Genomic DNA, 18741 nt, shown 5'->3' on the forward strand with positions numbered 1-18741 from the left:
CGTAGAATCCGATGCTGCCGAGGTTCCTCCCTATGGGGCGTCCTGCTCCCAAACCCAAGGCCCCGTCGGGTTCCAGGCCCGTCAATCTCAGTGGTGGAACCCTTGAGGATGTGATTCGGGTGCGTGGTGCCCGTCAGCACAATCTCAAGAATGTCGATGTCACCATCCCCCGCAACAAGATGGTGGTGTTCACCGGTGTGAGTGGCAGCGGCAAGAGCTCCCTTGCCTTCGACACGATTTTTGCTGAGGGTCAGCGCCGCTATGTCGAGAGTCTGTCGGCCTATGCCCGCCAGTTTTTGGGTCAGGTGGACAAGCCGGATGTGGATGCCATCGAAGGGCTTTCACCGGCAATTTCGATTGATCAGAAATCCACGAGCCACAACCCCCGTTCCACAGTGGGAACGGTCACAGAAATTCAGGACTACCTCAGACTTCTCTTCGGTCGGGCCGGAGAACCTCACTGTCCACAATGTGATCGGGCGATTCGGCCTCAGACCATCGATGAAATGGTCGATCAGATCCTCACGCTTCCTGAAGGCACCCGCTACCAGCTGCTGACGCCGCTGGTCCGAGGCAAAAAAGGCACCCACAGCAAGCTGATCAGTGGTCTTGCGGCTGAGGGATTCGCTCGTGTGCGCATCGACGGCGAAGTGCGGGAGCTTGCCGACAATATTGAGCTCGACAAGAACCATCAGCACAGCATTGAAGTGGTGGTGGATCGCTTGGTGGCCCGTGATGGCATTCAGGAGCGACTCACGGATTCCCTGAGAACGGCGCTGAAACGCGGCGATGGTCTTGCCATCGTTGAGGTGGTTCCCAAGAAGGACGAGGAGCTTCCCGAGGGTGTGGAGCGGGAGCGTCTTTATTCTGAAAACTTCGCGTGTCCTGAGCATGGGGCCGTGATGGAAGAACTGTCGCCACGACTGTTTTCGTTCAACAGTCCTTACGGAGCCTGTGAGGCTTGTCATGGCATTGGGCATCTGCGCAAGTTCACAGCCGAGCGAGTCATCCCTGATCTTTCTCTGCCCGTGTATGCAGCCGTTGCACCCTGGGCAGAAAAAGACAATTCCTATTACTTCTCTCTGCTCTATTCAGTAGGAGAAGCATTCGGATTTGAGATCAAAACGCCATGGAAGGACCTCACTGAAGAGCAGCAAGACGTGTTGCTGAATGGAAGTCGGGATCCGATTCTGATTCAGGCGGATAGTCGCTATCGCAAGGGCAAGCCCGGGTATGAGCGGCCTTTCGAAGGCATCCTGCCGATTCTTGAGCGTCAGTTACGCGATGCCAGCGGTGAGGCCATGCGCCAGAAGCTGGAGAAATATCTGGAACTGGTGCCTTGCGCAAGCTGTGCTGGTCAACGGTTGCGGCCCGAGGCCTTATCTGTTCGGGTCGGGCCTTACCGAATCACGGAACTCACCGCCGTCAGTGTTGGTCAGACCCTTGAGCGCATTGAGCGGCTGATGGGTGTGGGGGCTTTCGAAGCCAGTGAACCGTTGCTCACGGATCGTCAGATTCAGATCGGTGACCTGGTGCTGCGCGAGATCCGTATGCGTCTGCGTTTTCTCCTCGACGTGGGGCTGGATTACCTCAGCCTCGACAGGCCAGCGATGACCCTCTCCGGTGGAGAGGCCCAGCGCATCCGTCTCGCTACCCAGATCGGTGCAGGACTCACCGGTGTTCTTTATGTGCTCGATGAACCGAGCATTGGTCTCCACCAGCGCGACAACGACCGCTTGCTGGCCACCCTCGAACGTCTGCGAGATCTCGGAAACACGTTGGTGGTGGTGGAGCACGACGAAGACACCATTCGTGCCGCGGATCATCTGGTGGACATCGGCCCCGGAGCCGGTGTCCATGGTGGTCACATCGTGGCTGAGGGGTCCCTCGAGGATCTTCTGAGTGCTGAAGAATCGCTAACCGGTGCTTATCTCAGCGGCCGTCGCAGCATTCCTACACCCTCCGAGCGGCGTTCGGCCGGAACGCGCAGCCTCAAGCTTCTCAACTGTGCTCGCAACAATCTCACCGATCTGAGTGTTGAATTTCCGCTGGGTCGACTGGTGTCGGTCACTGGGGTGAGCGGTAGTGGCAAGAGCACCTTGGTCAATGAATTGCTGCACCCTGCCCTGGAGCATGGTCTCGGTCACAAGGTGCCGTTTCCCAATGGCCTTGGTGAACTTCGGGGCATTAAATCGATCGACAAGGTGATCGTGATCGATCAGTCACCGATCGGCCGCACCCCCCGCTCCAATCCAGCCACCTACACCGGAGCTTTCGATCCGATCCGTCAGGTGTTTGCCGCCACGGTTGAGGCCAAGGCCCGTGGTTACCAGGTCGGTCAATTCAGCTTCAACGTGAAGGGAGGGCGTTGTGAGGCCTGCCGAGGTCAAGGGGTGAATGTGATTGAGATGAATTTCCTCCCGGACGTGTATGTGCAGTGTGACGTTTGCAAGGGAGCTCGCTTCAACCGCGAGACCCTTCAGGTCACCTACAAGGGCTTCACGATTGCTGACGTTCTGCAGATGACGGTGGAACAGGCAGCGGAGGTGTTTTCAGCGATTCCTCAGGCGGCGGATCGCTTGCGCACGCTCGTGGATGTCGGTCTCGGCTACGTGAAGTTGGGTCAGCCTGCACCCACCTTGTCTGGCGGTGAAGCCCAGCGGGTGAAGCTGGCGACCGAACTGTCCAAACGGGCCACGGGCAAGACGCTTTATCTGATCGATGAGCCCACCACGGGCCTCAGCTTCTATGACGTTCACAAGCTGATGGATGTGATGCAGCGTTTGGTGGATAAGGGCAATTCCATCATCTGCATTGAGCACAATCTGGATGTGATCCGTTGTTCGGACTGGTTGATCGACCTCGGTCCGGAAGGGGGTGACAAAGGGGGACAGATCGTGGCTTGCGGAACTCCTGAAGAGGTGGCCCAGCATCCAACCAGTCACACGGGTCGTTATCTGGCCAAGGTTCTCGAGCAGCATCCCCCTGAAGTTGACGTTCCCCTCGCCGCCTGATGTCCCGCATTCGCTCCATCATTGCGGCGGCCGCGGCCAGCGCCGCTGTTCTCCTCACTGGGTCTCCAGCTGCTGCATTGGAGCGGCTCGTGCTGCGCCTGCCTGTTCTTGATGTGGATTTCACGATCAATTTGGGCGAAGGGCGGTCCGTTGCAGAGGTCATTCAATCCAGTCCGGATCTTGCTGATCTGGAATCGGCTTCGGATGGTCGATTGCTCGCTCTTCTTCAGAAGATTTTTCTGACTCCGTTACCGATTGAGCTTCGAGGGCTTCTGGAAGGATCGACCGGCCAGCCCTTGCTGGAGCAGGCACTCAAGGCGGCCGCTTACATCGTCAATCTCGAAGGCGTTCCCACCGATACCAGTGGATCGATGCTGACAAAGGCGTTGATTCGCGCTTACGACAACGGTCAGGACAATCTTCTCGGCTTCCTTCATCAACTGCCTGGAGAGGAGGCTTCCATCGATCTCTCCAAGCTTGGAGAGGCGGTGAACCGCTTGATGGCCAATCAAAAAGACGGCCTGGAGCTTGTGAAGGTGGGCTCTGCTGCTCAGGTGTCGTCTGAGATTTTCGAGTCTCTGCGTGATGAGACTACGAGTCGAGAAATCATCCGCGTGTCTGTACAGCACCGTGAGGAGCCTCTGGGCGTTCTCGTTGTGAAGCCACAGGGTGCGGGAAACCAACGGCTGGTGGTCATTTCCCATGGTCTCTGGGATGACCCGGAGTCGTTTGAAGGCTGGGCCGAGGCTCTCGCTGCCAATGGCTACGTCGTTCTGCTGCCGGACCATCCAGGCAGCAATTTCAATCAGCAGAGGGCGATGCTCGCGGGTGATCAGCCGCCACCGGGTCCCGAGGAGCTGCGTTTGCGTCCTCTGGATGTGTCCGCGCTGCTGACGGCTGTCGAGAAAGGTCGGGTTCTCGCTGATCGGGACCTCAACACCAAAGAAGTGGCCGTGGTCGGCCATTCCTGGGGAGGCACGACGACGCTCCAGTTGGCGGGTGGTAGTCCAACGGATCAGAAGTTGAAAGCCCGTTGCAGCGATCTCAAGAATCCTGAGCGCAACATCAGTTGGGTTTTGCAGTGCAGTTGGCTCTCAGGGATCAACAACGCAGGCGTTGCCGATGCAAGGGTGAAGACGGTTGTGGCGGTGAGTCCTCCCCTGCGGCTTCTGTTCGATCCAGACAAGTCGCTGGACCGGGCGGATCCGGCTCGATCCTCTCGCCCGAAGATTTTGTTGATCAGTGGAACGCGTGACTGGATTGTTCCTTCAGGCCCGGAAGCTGTGTTTCCCATGCGTGACACGCAGGCAGCCCGACTGGGCCATCGCCTGGTGCTTGTCGATAGTGGAACCCATTTCAATTTGCGCAGTTTCCGCGGGCAGGCTCTGCAGGCGGTGATCGGCCCCTTACTTCTGGCCTGGATCAATCAACAGTTGCAGGTCACGTCCTCGCCCACCTTTGAGGAAGGTCGCTGGGGCCATCCTGATCGACGACTTGTGGATGTCAGCGGTCAATTCTGAGCATCGTCTTACCACAAACTATGCCTGTTGGTATTTCGATACTTGAAGTGATCGTCGTTTTGATTTAATTCGTGCAAATTCCTTTTCAGCACAGGCTTATGGCCTGATTTGAGTCAGTGATTCGTGCACTTTCTCAGATTGTTTTCATCTTTGTTGTTGGTTAAACCCCTTATCCATTGATCAGTCCGTCAGGGCTCTTTCCTGTCTGCTGCGGAGGATGGATTGGGACTGAATCTTCTTCATCTTCATCTCCATGGTCTGTTCCGTTCCCATGATCTGGAGCTTGGACGGGATGCTGACACGGGTGGTCAGACCCTTTATGTTCTCGAACTTGTTCGAAGTCTCGCGTCTCGCGCTGAGGTTGATCACGTCGAAGTGGTCACTCGTTTGATTCAGGACCGTCGCGTGTCTGCGGATTACGCCCGGCCTGAGGAATCGATTGCTCCCGGGGCGAGCATTCGCCGCTTCAGTTTTGGTCCAAAACGCTATCTGCGTAAGGAGCAGCTTTGGCCCCATCTCGATGAGCTGGCGGATCAGCTGGTGCTTCAGCTGCAAGCTGCGGATCGGCGTCCGGACTGGATTCATGCCCACTACGCCGATGCCGGATATGTCGGGGCCTTGGTGAGTCGACGTCTCGGCTTGCCCCTGGTGTTTACCGGTCACTCCCTGGGACGCGAAAAGTTGCGCCGTCTGCTTGCAGCAGGCGGTGATCGTGAGCAAATCGAGCAGACCTACTCCATCAGTCGTCGCATTGATGCGGAGGAACTGGCGCTTGCCCACGCGGATCTGGTGATCACCAGCACCCGTCAGGAGCGAGATCATCAATATTCCCGTTATGGGCGTTTTGAAGTGGGTCGCGCTGATGTGATTCCTCCGGGTGTGGATGCACGACGGTTTCATCCCCGCAGCACGCCGCAGGAATCAGCGGATGTTTCGGCCATGGTGCAGTCCTTTCTGAGAGAGCCGCAGCGCCCCCCGCTTCTGGCCATCTGCCGGGCTGATCGCCGCAAGAACATCCCGGCACTGGTTGAGGCCTACGGTCGATCCTCGGTTCTGCGCGAGCGTCACAATCTCCTTCTCGTGCTGGGGAATCGGGATGACTCCCGCCAGATGGATCGGCAGCAGCGGGACGTGTTTCAGCAGATCTTCGATCTGGTGGATCGTTATGACCTCTATGGATCGGTTGCGTATCCCAAGCACCATCGCCGTGATCAGGTGCCGGCGATTTATCGCTGGGCTGCCGAGCGCAAAGGGCTGTTCGTGAATCCAGCCCTAACCGAACCGTTTGGCCTGACGCTTTTGGAGGCCGCTGCCTCCGGGCTGCCCATGGTGGCTACAGATGACGGAGGTCCCCGCGATATTCACCGTCGTTGCGAGAACGGCCTGCTGGTGGATGTCACTGACCGCGAGTCCCTGCAGGATGGCCTCGAACGTGCTGGATCGGATCCCGGACGCTGGCGGCGCTGGAGTGACAATGGGGTGGAAGCCGTCAGTCGTCACTACAGCTGGGATGCACATGTCTGCAGTTATCTGGCGTTAATGCAGGGGCGTCTCAGCCCCTCTGCTGCGTCGGTGAAGCTGCTTGACCGCTCTGTTGCTCAAGCCAACCCTTTGGGTGATCGCTTGCTCCTGCTCGACCTCGACAGCAGCCTCGAACAACCCGACGCTGAGCCATTGCAGGCTCTGCGTCATCAGCTCACAGCATCTGCTGAGCGGTCCATTAGGCCCGGGCTTGGCATCATCACCGGTCGGTCCCTGGCGGCCGCCAGGCAGCGATTCACCGAATTGCAGCTATCGGATCCATGCGTCTGGATCACCCAGGCCGGAACAGAGATTCACTACGGCCAGGAGGATCAGTCCGATCGTCTCTGGGCCGCTGAGATCGGTGTGGACTGGCAGCGTGAGGGTGTGGAGCAGGCGCTGGCCGATTTAGGGGATCACATCACGCTGCAGGCCGATGACCATCAAGGTCCTTTCAAGGTCAGTTACCTGCTCAGGCAGCCAGGACCTTCCGTGCTTCCTTTGATCCGTCAGCGTCTTCGGCAGCAGCATCAAGCGGCCCGTCCCAACCTTCGCTGCCATTGGTTTCTGGATGTGCTTCCGCTTCGGGCGTCCCGCAGCGAAGCCATCCGTTTTCTTTCCCTGCGTTGGTCTCTGCCATTGGACCGGTTTCTGGTTGTCGCCAGTCAGCAGGGGGATCTTGAGTTGGTTCAAGGCCTCCCTGCTGCGGTGATTCCCTCGGATCATGACCCCTGCCTCGACGGCTGCCGCCAGCTGCAGAGGGTGTACTTCGCCGATCGAGCACGTTTATCCGGTGTCCTGGAAGGACTCCAGCACTACCGCTTCCTCAGTGCACGTTCTCGTGCGGATCAGTCTTCGATCTGAAGGCGTACGGCTGCAGCACTGCGGTCTGCTTTGGCACGGGCCTCGGCCTGATGCTCGCCTCGGGCTAACGCCACTCCCATCCGCCGTCCCGGTCGGGCGTCACGTTTGCCGAACAGAAACACACTGGTTTCGCTTTCTTTGAGGGCCTCCTCCATGCCGTTGTAGGTCACTCGGCTGCCGTGACTGTCGGCCAAGATGACGCGGCTGGCCGCGGCATCGGCGCAACGGATCGTCGGGATCGGCAGCCCCAGAACTGCGCGCAGGTGCAGTTCGAATTCGTTGAGGTTTTGGCTGATCAAGGTCACCAGGCCGGTGTCATGGGGGCGGGGCGACAGCTCTGAGAAAATCACTTCATCTCCACAGAGAAAGAATTCCACACCGAACAGTCCGGCGCCTCCGAGGTTGTCTGTCACAGTGCGCGCCATGGCTTTGGCCTCATTCAGCTGTTTGTCGCTGAGAGCAGCTGGTTGCCAACTGCATTGGTAATCGCCGCGGGCCTGTTCATGTCCGATGGGCGGGCAGAACACTGTGGAGCCATCCTTCTGACGGATGGTGAGAAGGGTGATCTCCAGATCGAAGCGCAGGAATTCCTCCACAATCACGTGGGTGGACGTCCCCCGGGCATTGGCCATGGCTGCCTCCCAGGCCTCATTCAGTCCCTCCGGTTCATCCACAACGCTCTGGCCTTTGCCGGAGGAGCTCATCACCGGTTTCACCACCACAGGCCAGCCGAGGGCAGGGGCTTCAGCCTGCAGTTCTTCAGCACTGAAGGCGTAGGCGAAGCGCGCTGTGCGCAAGGCCAGTTCACCTGCTGCCAGATCTCGGATGCGGTCGCGATTCATGGTGACTGCCGTCGCACGCGCAGTTGGAATCACCGTGATTCCCTCATCCTCCAGTTCAGCAAGGGCATTCACCGCCAGTGCTTCGATTTCAGGGATCACAACCGTGGGCCTGTGCCGTCGCACCACCTTCAGCAGCGCTTCTTTGTCGGTCATCGCCAGCACCTCCGACACATCCGCCACCTGCATGGCTGGTGCGTCGGCGTAGCGATCGCAGGCGATCACACGGCAGCCCAAGCGCTGGGCTGCGATGGCTACCTCCTTGCCCAGTTCACCGCTCCCCAGCAGCAGGATGGTGGCAGGCAATGTCGTCATGGAAGATTCCCCGGCAGCATGAACCCATCCTCTCCCTCTGCCTGATGGCCAATTCTCTGAGCTTCACCACCACTGGCTTCACAACAGCTGGGGATGCGGCGGATGGTCTTCTGTTTGGTTGGGAGATCGCCACTGTTCAGAAGTGGGCGTTGATTTATCTCGGGGTGTCGCTTCTGGCGTTTGTTGTGGTTTGGCTGGTGGGAGCCTTCAGAACGAGGTTATAAGGCTGAGAGAGCGATCAGCGGGTCGCTCCGTTCAGGAATTCAGGTCCTGCATCAGCGTGAGTTGACGCACGGCCGGTTCCTCATCCACGAATCCCCATGCGTTGAACACCGCCGCATCGCTGTGGTTGATCCGTTGTGCTCCGTTGTGACGTTCCAGAACGAAGCCTTGGTCAGCCATCCGGCGCATCAGTCGAGCGGCTTCCTCAAAGCGGGAGGCCATCGCTTCGAGACTGGCGCAGTCGGAGGTCAGACCGGCATCCTTCCAGGTGAAATAACTCATGGGTGTTGGGATCAGTTGGGGTGAAGCCCCAGCCCCAGCATGACCAGACCTGCCGTCACCAGCCAGAACAAGGGCACCACCACCTGTTCGGGTGTTCCTCCCAGTTCGAAATGGTGATGCAGCGGCGCCATGCGGAAGATGCGGCGCCCTTGACCATCGGCTCCCTTGGTGGCTTTGAACACCCACACCTGCACAATCACTGAAAGGGACTCGGCGAGAAAGACCCCGCCCATCACAAGAAGGGGCCAGAGACTGTCGGAGAGAAGGGACACGGCGGTGAGCGCTGCTCCCATCGCCAAGGAGCCTGTATCGCCCATGAACACCTTGGCGGGATTGCGGTTGTGGATCAGAAATCCCAGCCAGCATCCAGCCATGGCCATGCAAAATCCCGCCAGCGCCGGATCGCCGCCATTGCCTCGAAGCATTAGTTGCAGGGCTAGCCCTGCGAACACCAGAGCTCCGCAACCGGATGCCAGACCATCGAGGCCATCGGTGAGGTTGGTGGCATTGCTCTCGGCAAGAAACACAAACAGAGCCAAGGGCCAGATCAGCCAATGGAGTGAAAGCTCCTGATTGAACGGAAGGCTCACTGTGTTTGCCATCCAGCCCTGCCATCCAGCCCAGCCCAGGAACAGCACAGCTGCAGTGGCCTGAAGCAGCAGCTTGCCCCGGGGTGTGAGTCCGGTGTTGGTGCGTTTGGTCAGGCTGCTCCAGTCATCCACACCACCGATGACCATGTACGCGAGGGTGACCAGGGCGATGGCGAGAAGCTGCTGCGCGCTGCGCCCTTCGCTGCTCACGAGGCCCCCGATGATCACGCCCACGGGAACAACGAGTAACCCGCCCATCGTGGGAGTGCCTGATTTGCTGAGGTGGCCCTGAGGGCCTTCCGTTCGAATCACCTGACCCATTTTCAGGGCGCGCAACCTGGGGACTCCCCACCAGGTGATCAGTGTTGACACCAGCATCGCTGCCATGAGCGGCAGGCTCAACAGGCTGTTGGGGATCAAGCGGTCCGAAACAAAGGCCGCAGTGCTGACCGCGCCGATCAGAACAGCGGCCGGCCATCGACCATCAAGACGAGATGTCTGGTCCGAAGCGTCGCTCAAAACCCAACCGCAAATCGGCTGGACGTTAAATCAGTCTTCCCAGTTTTCTTCGTTCTGCTCGTCGGCAGCGTTGTAGTCCTCTTTCTCACCCATGAGAGCTGACAGCTCCTCTTCTTCCACAGTGCTCACTTCAGGAGAGCTGGATTCTTCATCCTCCACCAGTCGCCCACTGGTTTCGAGCCAGCTCAGCAGATCAGGCTCTTCCCTCAGGGGGAGCACCGGAGCGGGTTCCTTTCGGCCGTAGCGGGTGAGAGCTGGATTGACGCCGTCAAGGGCGCTCATGTCCGTGAGGGCTGAGGACAAGATCTCGCAAGCCAATCCGCCATCATAGAAGACAGTCCGTGACAGTTCCTTGAACAAAGCGGCGTCGCTTGGATTCCTGTGGGGAGGAGCACTGCTCCTGAGTGCAGCACTGCGCTTTTGGGGTGCGCGTCACCCCGAGCCTCTGCCAGCCCATTCTGGTCCGGTGCTGCTGCTGGTGCTGGCCCCTGCCCTGTTGATCACCATCTGGTTGCTGTGGTCGTCCCGCGGGAGTGGAGAATCGGAGCAGTCCGATACAGATCAGGAGTCCGCTTGATGGGACGCGCCAAGAAGGTTGTGCTTGCTTATTCCGGCGGCGTGGATACGAGTGTCTGCATTCCGTATCTCAAGCAGGAGTGGGGTGTCGAGGAGGTGATCACGTTTGCAGCTGATCTCGGCCAGGGCGATGAGCTGGAGCCGATTCGGCGCAAGGCTCTCGATGCCGGTGCCAGTCAGTCTCTTGTGGGCGATCTCATTCGGCCGTTCATCGAAGAATTCGCCTTTCCCGCCATCAGGGCCAATGCCCTCTATGAGGGTCGCTATCCCTTGTCGACCGCTTTGGCACGTCCGTTGATCGCCCGGCGGCTTGTGGAGGTGGCGCGCGAGGTCGGTGCGGATGCAGTAGCCCATGGATGCACCGGTAAGGGCAATGATCAGGTGCGGTTTGATGTGGCGATTGCCGCTTTGGCTCCCGATCTGAAGGTGCTCACGCCGGCCAGGGAATGGGGAATGAGCAGGGAGGAAACAATTGCCTATGGCGAACGTTGCGGCCTTCCAGCGCCGGTGAGCAAGAAATCTCCCTACTCAATCGATCTCAATCTTCTCGGCCGCAGTATTGAAGCCGGTCCTTTGGAAGATCCGATGCAGGCTCCTCCAGAAGAGGTGTTCGCCATGACGGTGTCGATTGATGCGGCACCCTCAGCGGCAGAGGAGATCGAGATCGCATTCGAAGCTGGTGATCCGGTGAGCATCAACGGCCAGCGTTTGGATCCTGTCGCCTTGATCCGAGAAGCCAACCGTTTGGCTGGATCCCATGGCATCGGTCGCCTCGACATGATCGAGAACCGGGTGGTGGGCATCAAGAGTCGGGAGATTTATGAAACGCCCGGTTTGCTTTTGCTGATCCAGGCCCATCAGGAACTGGAGAGTCTCACCCTCGCAGCTGATGTGCTCCGCACCAAGCGACAACTGGAGATGCAGTGGGCTGATCTGGTGTATCAGGGACTGTGGTTCGGTCCGCTCAAGGACGCCCTCGATGGCTTCATGGACCGCACCCAGACCCATGTGAACGGTGTGGTCCGGCTGCGTCTGTATAAGGGCAATGCCATTGTCACCGGCAGGGGGTCCAGCGATAGCAGCCTCTACGCTCCAGAAATGGCGTCCTACGGCAGCGAGGATCAGTTCGATCATCGCGCTGCCGAAGGGTTTATCTACATCTGGGGTCTTCCCATTCGTCTCTGGTCAGCAGCCCGCCGTCGTTGATGTCTGTGGTGTGAATGCCGCCTGACTTAAGCCGCCGCATCCACATCCGGTTGCTGCCTGCTGCGACGCTGATCCGATCGCCAGCGGTACAGCGATGGCGGCTGCTCATTATCCGGAGACTCATCGATCAACTCAGCGGCTGTGCTGTCAAGCAGTTGCTGGGCTCTGGCGAGAAGTCGATACCGTTCCAGCAAAGGCTCGAGCCTTTGCTGGAATTTGCGTTCAAACATGTCCGGCAGTTCTTTGAGCAGCACTTCGTAGTCACTCACGGTCTGCTCGAGATCGACGATGCGTTGCTTCAAGCCACTGATCGTTAGATCTTCGCTGGGCTCGGCTTCAACGGCATCAGGCTTTGGACGCCAAATGGGTACCGGAGCTTGGTGGGAGGGGTCCTGGGGGTGCATGACCGGACGCTATCGCCCGGTCACGACTTCCACAATCCCTTGTTCAGGCCGTGGTTTCAGCGGGTTCTGGTTGGGGAGCAGCAGGCTCGGTGCCGGGCACAACGCGGGGTGCGGGCAGAGGACCTTCCTGCTTGACTGTGAGATAGCGAATCACATCCTCGCTGAGACGCATGGCTTTTTCGAGCACGGCCACCTGCTGACCATCGCCGTTGTGGCTGAGCTGCACGTAGATGCCTTCTTTGTGCTTCGCAATTGGATAGGCCAGGCGCCTTTTGCCTCTCATTTGGTTGTCAAGTACATCGGCGCCCGTTTCGACCAAAATGTCGCGGTACTTGGTGAGATGGGATTCAACCTCCTCCTCCGGAATGTCCGGGCGGAGGATGTACATGGTTTCGTAGTAAGGCTGCTGGGTCATGGAGACAGCTCCGACAGGGACTGATGGCTCACCTTGGTGAGCGACGGATCTAGCAGCCTATCTCCTGAGGGTTGACGTCTTCAGAAGAGCTGCATTCGTACAGCTTGGCTCAAGCCCGGCAGATCTGGCTCTCGGCCGCGGATGCATTCCACGAGAGCGAAAATCACCACGGCCAGCACGGCAATTACCACAGTGCTGGAGAGGGTTCTCAGCATCAAACCGCTGCCCAAAGGCTGCAGGAGAATCATGAAGGCATACCCGAGCAGCACAACGATGATGTCCACCAGCAACGCCTGCAGCGTGTTGAAGCGAATGAAATAAGGCACAGCCGGGTTGCGGACCACGGCCAGGAACAGCAGGAAGAAAATCAGAAGGTTGCCGAAGGGGATTCCCTGCTCGAGGAGAGCGATCGGCAGAGCGGGCAGCGTCAGCCACTGCAGCCAAGGAAATTGCCCCATCAGGTGACGTCCGAAGGGAATCGCGTCACTCCAGGGGAGTAAGTACGCCAGTAGACCCAGGAACCGTTGCCAGGGAGGGATGGACATGACCGCGGTTCAAACGATTTGAGCGTAGGCCCGGAGTCTGGGGATGCAGAGGCTCAGCGTCTTGTCGAGGCAAGGCTGTCGAGAGCCGCCTCGCGCATGACCTCCACCGGCACGTCCGAGCAACCGCTCCAGCGGCGAAGGGATGCTGCGCCCTGTTGGATGAGCATCTCCAAGCCATCAATCGTGCGGCAACCTCGTTCTGCTCCCAGCGACAACCAAGGCGTGGGCCTTGGCGTGTAGATGAGGTCGTAAAGGGTTGTGCTGGACGTGAGATCGGTCCAGATCTCCCGATCGAGGGGCATGCTTGAACCGTTCTGGTGTCCCTCCATCCCCAGCGGGGTTGTGTTCACCACAAGGCAAGCCTGATCGAGGAGCTCCCTAACCCGGCTTCTTTCGAGGGGCATGCCAAACAGAGGGACCCGCTCCTCTCCGACGGTTTGGCGCAGATCGTTCAGGAAGGCAGCCAGGGCTGCATCCCGTCGTCCGGCGATGTGAATGGCCTTCAGAGGCAGTTGCTGAAGCCCTGCCACCACGGCACGGGCACTGCCACCGCAGCCCAGCACGATCGCTGTGCTGTTGTTCCAAGCCTCCGCCGCAGTCTGAAGAGGCGCCAGGAATCCCTCAACGTCGGTGTTGTGACCATGCCACCCGCCGTTGTCGGTGGGGATGAGGGTGTTCACGGCTTGGAGACGCGAGGCCAGAGCACTTAGATCCGTGCAGTAGGACGCCACGGCTTGTTTGTGCGGGATGGTCACGTTCAGTCCGCGGCAGTTCACGGCTCTGAGGCCGGTCAGCACACACTCCAGATCGGACTCCGCACACGGCAAAGCCAGGTAACGCCAATCAAGCCCCATGGCCTCGAGGGCGGCGTTCTGCATCACCGGCGAAAGCGAGTGACGCACCGGTTGCCCCAGCAGGCCGATCAGACCGGTGGTTCCGCTGATCATCTTGCCGTTCTGTGTCTGGCCACCAGCCTGCCTGTTCGGGAACCACACCTCGCCTGCAAGCGTTTCCTCTGACGAAGATGCGAAGGATCTAATCAGTCATTTCGCGGAGACAGGAGCCACCGAATGGGAAAAGTTGTCGGCATTGATCTCGGAACCACCAACAGCTGTGTGTCGGTGATGGAGGGCGGCAAGCCCACCGTGATCGCCAACGCCGAGGGCTTCCGCACCACGCCATCGGTGGTGGCGTACACCAAGAACCAGGATCAGCTGGTGGGTCAGATCGCCAAGCGTCAGGCGGTGATGAATCCAGACAACACTTTTTATTCGGTGAAGCGCTTCATCGGCCGGCGGGTCGATGAAGTGAATGAGGAATCCAAGGAAGTGAGCTATTCGGTCGAGAAGGCCGGCTCGAATGTGAAGGTGAAGTGCCCGGTTCTCGAGAAGCAATTTGCTCCTGAAGAGGTCAGCGCTCAGGTGCTGCGCAAGTTGGCTGAAGACGCCGGCAAGTACTTGGGTGAAACCGTGACCCAGGCAGTGATCACTGTTCCTGCTTACTTCAACGACTCCCAGCGTCAGGCCACCAAGGATGCCGGCAAGATCGCCGGTCTCGAGGTGCTGCGCATCATCAACGAGCCCACCGCCGCTGCTCTTGCCTACGGCCTCGACAAGAAGAGCAACGAGCGCATCCTGGTGTTTGACCTCGGCGGCGGCACCTTCGATGTGTCCGTGCTCGAAGTGGGCGACGGAGTGTTCGAGGTGCTCTCCACCTCCGGTGACACCCATCTGGGTGGTGATGACTTTGACAAGGTGATCGTCGATCACCTGGCCGACAGCTTCAAGGCCAACGAAGGTATTGATCTGCGTCAGGACAAGCAGGCTCTTCAGCGTCTGACCGAAGCGGCTGAAAAAGCCAAGATCGAGCTCTCCAGTGCTACGCAGAGCGAGATCAATCTGCCGTTCATCACGGCCACTCCCGAGGGACCCAAGCATCTCGATCTCACCCTCACCCGTGGAAAGTTCGAAGAGCTCGCCTCCAACCTGATCGACCGCTGCCGCATTCCTGTGGAGCAGGCGCTGAAGGACGCCAAGTTGTCCTCCAGCGAGCTCGACGAGATTGTGATGGTGGGTGGTTCCACCCGCATCCCCGCTGTGCTGGAGCTGGTCAAGCGGACCACCGGCAAGGACCCCAATCAGACGGTGAATCCTGATGAGGTGGTGGCTGTGGGTGCTGCCATTCAGGGCGGTGTCCTCGCCGGTGAAGTGAAGGACATCCTTCTTCTGGATGTCACCCCACTGTCCCTGGGTGTGGAAACCCTCGGTGGTGTGATGACCAAGATGATCACCCGCAACACCACGGTTCCTACCAAGAAGTCCGAGACCTACTCCACGGCCGTGGACGGCCAGACCAATGTGGAGATTCACGTGCTCCAGGGTGAGCGCGAGATGGCCTCCGATAACAAGAGCTTGGGAACCTTCCGCCTCGATGGAATTCCTGCAGCTCCCCGCGGCGTGCCCCAGATCGAAGTGACCTTCGACATCGACGCCAACGGCATTCTCAGCGTCACCGCCAAGGACAAGGGCAGCGGTAAGGAGCAGTCCATCTCCATCACCGGTGCCTCCACCCTCAGTGATTCCGAAGTGGACAAGATGGTGAAGGATGCGGAAGCCAACGCCAGTGCTGACAAGGAGAAGCGCGAGAAGATCGACCTGAAGAATCAGGCTGAAACTCTTGTGTATCAGGCCGAAAAGCAGATGGGCGAGCTCGGCGACAAGGTGGATGCGGATGCCAAAGCCAAGGTTGAAGAGAAGCGCACCAAGCTCAAGGAGGCCACCGAGAAGGAGGACTACGACGCGATGAAGACTCTGCTCGAGGAACTTCAGCAGGAGCTCTACACCGTGGGTGCTTCTGTCTACCAACAGGCCGGTGCGGAAGCCGGCGCTGCACCTGGTGGCGATGCTGGTGCCGGAGCCGATGCAGCCAGCGGATCATCAGATGCTGGTGATGATGTGATCGACGCCGAATTCACTGAAACCAAGTGATTCCAATCAAGTGATCAACAGAAAGGGGGCCGTTAGGCCCCCTTTTTTGTTGATCTCTGCGCTTTAGAGCTCTGCGATCACTTGCTGATCTGGGCCACGGCAGCCTTGGATTTCTCCACAACCTCGGCCGGCAGGGAGACGTAGCCCAGTTCCGGAGCCTGGCTCTGGGACTTCTCCGAAAGCATGAAGTTGAAGGCCTTTTGCAGAAGCTCGGTCTTGTCGGCGTTGCCTTCCTTGTAGGCAAGGATCCAGGTGAAGGTCACGATCGGATAGCCCTTGGGAGGATTGGGATTGCCCCCGATTAGATCGGGACCCAGGTCGATCGAAGCCAGAGCTGTGCTCTCGCTCTCGTTGGTGGGCTTCACCTGCTCACCGGATGCATTGGCCAAAGCAGCGGCCTTCAGCTTTCCTTTCACGTAGGCCACTTCCACGTAGCCCAGTCCACCATCGATCTGATTGAGCTGGGCGGAGACACCTTCGTTGCCCTTGGCACCGACGCCTGTGGGCCAGGCCACGGATTTGCCGGTACCAGGACCGTTCTTCCAGGCATCGCTGATGGCTGAGAGATGTTTGGTGAAGTTGTAGGTGGTGCCGGAGCCATCGGAACGACGGACCACAGTGATGGCCTTGTCATCACAGCCAACTTCGCTGTAGTTCTTGATCTTGCCAAGGAAGATGGCGGCCAGTTGCTCCTGGGTGAGCTTCAGTTCGCAGCCAGGGAAGTTGTAGCCCACGGCAATGGCGCCCGCGGTCATTGGGATCTGCAGCACCCCGCGGGTCACTTTGGCGATGTCGTCTGGCTTCATCGGTGCATCAGAGGCTCCGAAGTCCACGGTTCCCGCCTGGAACTGACGCACACCGGCGCCGGAACCAACCGACTGATAGTTCACTCTGACGCCCTGGGGAGCCAGTTCCTGGAACCAACGGGTGTAGATGGCTGCGGGGAACGAGGCGCCAGCCCCAGAGAGGCTGCCCTTGAGTTGGTCTCCGCCACCACCACCACCGCCTGAAGAGCAGGCGGCGAGGCTGACGCCAGCGGTGAGTCCCGCGATGGCAGTGAGCGCTCGGGCTTGAAAAGAACGACGCATGAATTCGATGGCGAAAACGGCTTGTCAGGAGATAGAGCTCCGCTCGAACCTTATGCACTCCCTTTCAGCGTCGAATTAAGGACCGGTAAGCAATGGTGAATCAATTTGCTGGCCCACCCATTCGGCGCTGGCCGGTGCCAGCAGCACGCCGTTCCGGTAGTGGCCTGAGGCCAGAATCAGGCCTGGTTCCAGTGTCTCCAGTAGCGGTGCCGGGCGGCCCTGCGGGCGCGCCCGCAGTCCTTGCCACTGGCCGATCCGCTCCGCCTCAAGCAACCATGACGGTGCCTGGTTGTTCAGCGTTGTCATCGCAGACACGAGGGAGGAATCAGCCACCGTGCCTGGTTCCACGGTGGCTCCCAACCACAGCTGCTGATCGCCGTGGGGGATCAGATTGATGCCGCCACAAGTGAGCACAGCTGGCCATCCCGTCCAGCCGGGGTGAGGGTTCGGCAGTTTCAAATCCAGCACCTGCCCCAGCACAGCCTCCATCGGTCGGTGGTGTCCCAGGGGCTCAAGCAATTGCGAACTGCCTAGGGCCGAGCAGATCACCACTGCATCAACGTTGAAGCGATCGCCCTCGGCTGTGATCACCTGCCATCGGCCTCCCCTGGCAGCGTCGGAGCGTTGCAGATGCTCAACACGGGTTGCTTGAGTTGCCCCACCCTCCGCGTCGAATGCACGACGCAGGGCCCGCAGCAACCCCAGAGGATCCACGCGTCCGTCCCGTTCCGACAGCAGAGCCCCATGGCCTGGCCTTGGCCAGGGATGCGGTGCTGGCGTCAAGGTTTGTTCGTCAAGAAAACGCAGCCCTGCGTGCGGTCTGGCTTCAGCGAGCTGTCGCATGCGTTCGGCGTCCTCGTCGCTGCTGGCCAGCTGAACCAGAGGGGTCTGAAGGCTGAGTGGTGAGGTCGGATCGTCAAGCTGCACGACCCATTCAGGCCAGAGCGCCATGCTTCGTTGGCGAAGCCGCCAGCCCCGGCCGCTGGAACGGCGAAAGGCATGGCCCATCAGCACGCCGAGGGACGCTGTGCTTCCGTTCAAGCAGCGTTGGTTCGATGCTTGCGGAACGGCGGATGCCACAGAGGGATCCACCAGAACCACTGCATGTCCCAGGCGCCTGAGATGCCAGGACGTGGCAGTGCCGACAATGCCGGCACCAATGACGGCGATGGAGGCTGTCAGCTCAGAGCTTGGGCAGGGATCACCTTGGAATAGTTGGAGAAGCCGGTGGCCACGGCCACATAGGCCTTCTGGAGGCGAGCACCATCCTGAAGACGGGCTGCTTCGTCGAGATCGGCCATGGCCTCTTTGAGGTCAGCGGCCAGAGCATTGGCCTGGTCACGATCCTGGGGAAGTAGGCGCTGGTTGATGTACAGCATCTCGCGGCCTACTTCTTGCATCGGCCCGTGGATCAGATTGCGCGTGAAGGTCCAGTCGCGCTGATTCACAAGTTGGGCCAATTCCGGAAGGCGCTCTTTGGCCGCTGTGAATCCCTCAACCTGGCGACGAATCACCGCCATGTCGTCAGGACTGATGGTGGCAGGCTTGGCATTGGCACCGCCACTGCAAGCGGCCAGGCCGAAGCAGAGAGCGAGACAGAGGCAGAACGCAGCAAGGCGACGCAGGGCGCTCAGCATGGAAGCGAAAAGAAGTGCAATGAGCTTAACCGCGACCTTCAGCGGTCATCTTCACAGTCGCAATGGGTACGGTTGGGCAATCTTGAGTGCCAGCTCCAGGGGTTCAACGGATGTCACCGGGCCACACCAAGGGCCCTCATCCCGCACCATTGCTGAGCTCATCGGCTCTTCCAGGCTCAGAATCAGGGTCATTCACC

Annotated in this window: 19 protein-coding genes; 7 read left to right on the forward strand and 12 right to left on the reverse strand. The window is 59.4% G+C overall.

Translation table 11 applies throughout. From position 1 onward, the window contains the following. Window positions 1-32 precede the first annotated feature (32 nt). The 3 genes from uvrA to WH7805_RS08735 all read left to right on the forward strand — a co-directional run bounded on the left by uvrA (window position 33) and on the right by WH7805_RS08735 (window position 6919). Window positions 33-3014 carry an excinuclease ABC subunit UvrA gene (uvrA, locus tag WH7805_RS08725; RefSeq protein WP_006042692.1) on the forward strand — a complete coding sequence of 994 codons (2982 nt, stop codon included), beginning with the start codon at window positions 33-35 and terminating at the stop codon, window positions 3012-3014. Continuing rightward, window positions 3014-4534, forward strand: coding sequence for an alpha/beta fold hydrolase (locus WH7805_RS08730; RefSeq protein ID WP_006042693.1), 1521 nt, complete (start codon window positions 3014-3016; stop codon window positions 4532-4534). The genes uvrA and WH7805_RS08730 overlap by 1 nt, the downstream gene beginning before the upstream one ends. A 222-nt stretch (window positions 4535-4756) precedes the next feature. Then, window positions 4757-6919 (forward strand): HAD family hydrolase, encoded by a 2163-nt coding sequence (locus WH7805_RS08735; protein WP_006042694.1) that lies wholly within the window; start codon window positions 4757-4759, stop codon window positions 6917-6919. On the opposite strand, the gene purT is transcribed toward WH7805_RS08735, so the two are convergent. Continuing rightward, entirely contained in the window at window positions 6904-8073 is a 1170-nt protein-coding gene (purT, locus tag WH7805_RS08740) for a formate-dependent phosphoribosylglycinamide formyltransferase (RefSeq protein ID WP_038004585.1), read from the reverse strand. The two genes, WH7805_RS08735 and purT, sit on opposite strands and share 16 nt — an antisense overlap. A 44-nt stretch (window positions 8074-8117) precedes the next feature. Between purT and WH7805_RS08745 the strand changes: the two genes are divergently transcribed. Further along, window positions 8118-8297 (forward strand): hypothetical protein, encoded by a 180-nt coding sequence (locus tag WH7805_RS08745; RefSeq protein ID WP_038004587.1) that lies wholly within the window; start codon window positions 8118-8120, stop codon window positions 8295-8297. A gap of 31 nt (window positions 8298-8328) precedes the next feature. Here WH7805_RS08745 and WH7805_RS08750 read toward each other — a convergent pair whose 3' ends face one another. The 3 genes from WH7805_RS08750 to WH7805_RS08760 form a co-directional block, all read right to left on the reverse strand. After that, window positions 8329-8577, reverse strand: coding sequence for a hypothetical protein (locus WH7805_RS08750; RefSeq protein ID WP_006042697.1), 249 nt, complete (start codon window positions 8575-8577; stop codon window positions 8329-8331). 11 nt (window positions 8578-8588) lie between these two features. Then, window positions 8589-9629 (reverse strand): phospho-N-acetylmuramoyl-pentapeptide-transferase, encoded by a 1041-nt coding sequence (mraY, locus tag WH7805_RS08755; RefSeq protein WP_369776014.1) that lies wholly within the window; start codon window positions 9627-9629, stop codon window positions 8589-8591. Window positions 9630-9716: 87 nt separating this feature from the next. Further along, the gene (locus tag WH7805_RS08760) at window positions 9717-9968 is read right to left on the reverse strand and encodes a DUF3134 domain-containing protein (protein WP_038005302.1); all 252 of its coding nucleotides are present in this window, start codon (window positions 9966-9968) and stop codon (window positions 9717-9719) included. Window positions 9969-10038: 70 nt separating this feature from the next. Between WH7805_RS08760 and WH7805_RS08765 the strand changes: the two genes are divergently transcribed. Next, window positions 10039-10263, forward strand: coding sequence for a hypothetical protein (locus WH7805_RS08765; RefSeq protein ID WP_006042700.1), 225 nt, complete (start codon window positions 10039-10041; stop codon window positions 10261-10263). Further along, the gene (locus WH7805_RS08770; RefSeq protein ID WP_006042701.1) at window positions 10263-11468 is read left to right on the forward strand and encodes an argininosuccinate synthase; all 1206 of its coding nucleotides are present in this window, start codon (window positions 10263-10265) and stop codon (window positions 11466-11468) included. The genes WH7805_RS08765 and WH7805_RS08770 overlap by 1 nt, the downstream gene beginning before the upstream one ends. A gap of 26 nt (window positions 11469-11494) precedes the next feature. Here the strand turns inward: WH7805_RS08770 and WH7805_RS08775 are convergent, their stop codons facing one another. The 4 genes from WH7805_RS08775 to WH7805_RS08790 all read right to left on the reverse strand — a co-directional run bounded on the left by WH7805_RS08775 (window position 11495) and on the right by WH7805_RS08790 (window position 13779). Beyond that, window positions 11495-11872, reverse strand: coding sequence for a hypothetical protein (locus WH7805_RS08775; RefSeq protein WP_006042702.1), 378 nt, complete (start codon window positions 11870-11872; stop codon window positions 11495-11497). Between the two features lie 43 nt (window positions 11873-11915). Further along, window positions 11916-12287 (reverse strand): 30S ribosomal protein S6, encoded by a 372-nt coding sequence (gene rpsF / locus WH7805_RS08780; RefSeq protein ID WP_006042703.1) that lies wholly within the window; start codon window positions 12285-12287, stop codon window positions 11916-11918. An 80-nt stretch (window positions 12288-12367) separates the two neighbouring features. Beyond that, window positions 12368-12832 (reverse strand): Tic20 family protein, encoded by a 465-nt coding sequence (locus WH7805_RS08785; RefSeq protein ID WP_006042704.1) that lies wholly within the window; start codon window positions 12830-12832, stop codon window positions 12368-12370. A 53-nt stretch (window positions 12833-12885) separates the two neighbouring features. Next, window positions 12886-13779, reverse strand: a complete 894-nt coding sequence (locus WH7805_RS08790; protein WP_038005304.1) for a shikimate dehydrogenase — start codon at window positions 13777-13779, stop codon at window positions 12886-12888. A gap of 123 nt (window positions 13780-13902) precedes the next feature. Between WH7805_RS08790 and dnaK the strand changes: the two genes are divergently transcribed. Beyond that, complete coding sequence (gene dnaK / locus WH7805_RS08795; RefSeq protein ID WP_006042706.1) at window positions 13903-15819, forward strand: molecular chaperone DnaK; 1917 nt, start codon at window positions 13903-13905, stop codon at window positions 15817-15819. A 77-nt stretch (window positions 15820-15896) separates the two neighbouring features. On the opposite strand, the gene pstS is transcribed toward dnaK, so the two are convergent. From pstS to WH7805_RS14440, 4 genes are all read right to left on the reverse strand, one after another. Continuing rightward, window positions 15897-16907: a phosphate ABC transporter substrate-binding protein PstS gene (gene pstS, locus WH7805_RS08800; protein ID WP_006042707.1), complete on the reverse strand. Its 1011-nt coding sequence runs from the start codon at window positions 16905-16907 to the stop codon at window positions 15897-15899. Window positions 16908-16982: 75 nt separating this feature from the next. Then, on the reverse strand, window positions 16983-18068 hold the full coding sequence (locus WH7805_RS08805; RefSeq protein ID WP_255344573.1) for an FAD-binding oxidoreductase: 1086 nt from the start codon (window positions 18066-18068) through the stop codon (window positions 16983-16985). A 17-nt stretch (window positions 18069-18085) separates the two neighbouring features. Continuing rightward, the gene (gene psbQ / locus WH7805_RS08810) at window positions 18086-18544 is read right to left on the reverse strand and encodes a photosystem II protein PsbQ (protein WP_006042709.1); all 459 of its coding nucleotides are present in this window, start codon (window positions 18542-18544) and stop codon (window positions 18086-18088) included. 51 nt (window positions 18545-18595) lie between these two features. After that, window positions 18596-18736, reverse strand: a complete 141-nt coding sequence (locus WH7805_RS14440; RefSeq protein WP_006042710.1) for a hypothetical protein — start codon at window positions 18734-18736, stop codon at window positions 18596-18598. Window positions 18737-18741: the final 5 nt, after the last annotated feature.

It is taken from the genome of Synechococcus sp. WH 7805 (assembly GCF_000153285.1).
In the GTDB taxonomy this organism is placed as follows: Bacteria; Cyanobacteriota; Cyanobacteriia; order PCC-6307; family Cyanobiaceae; genus Synechococcus_C.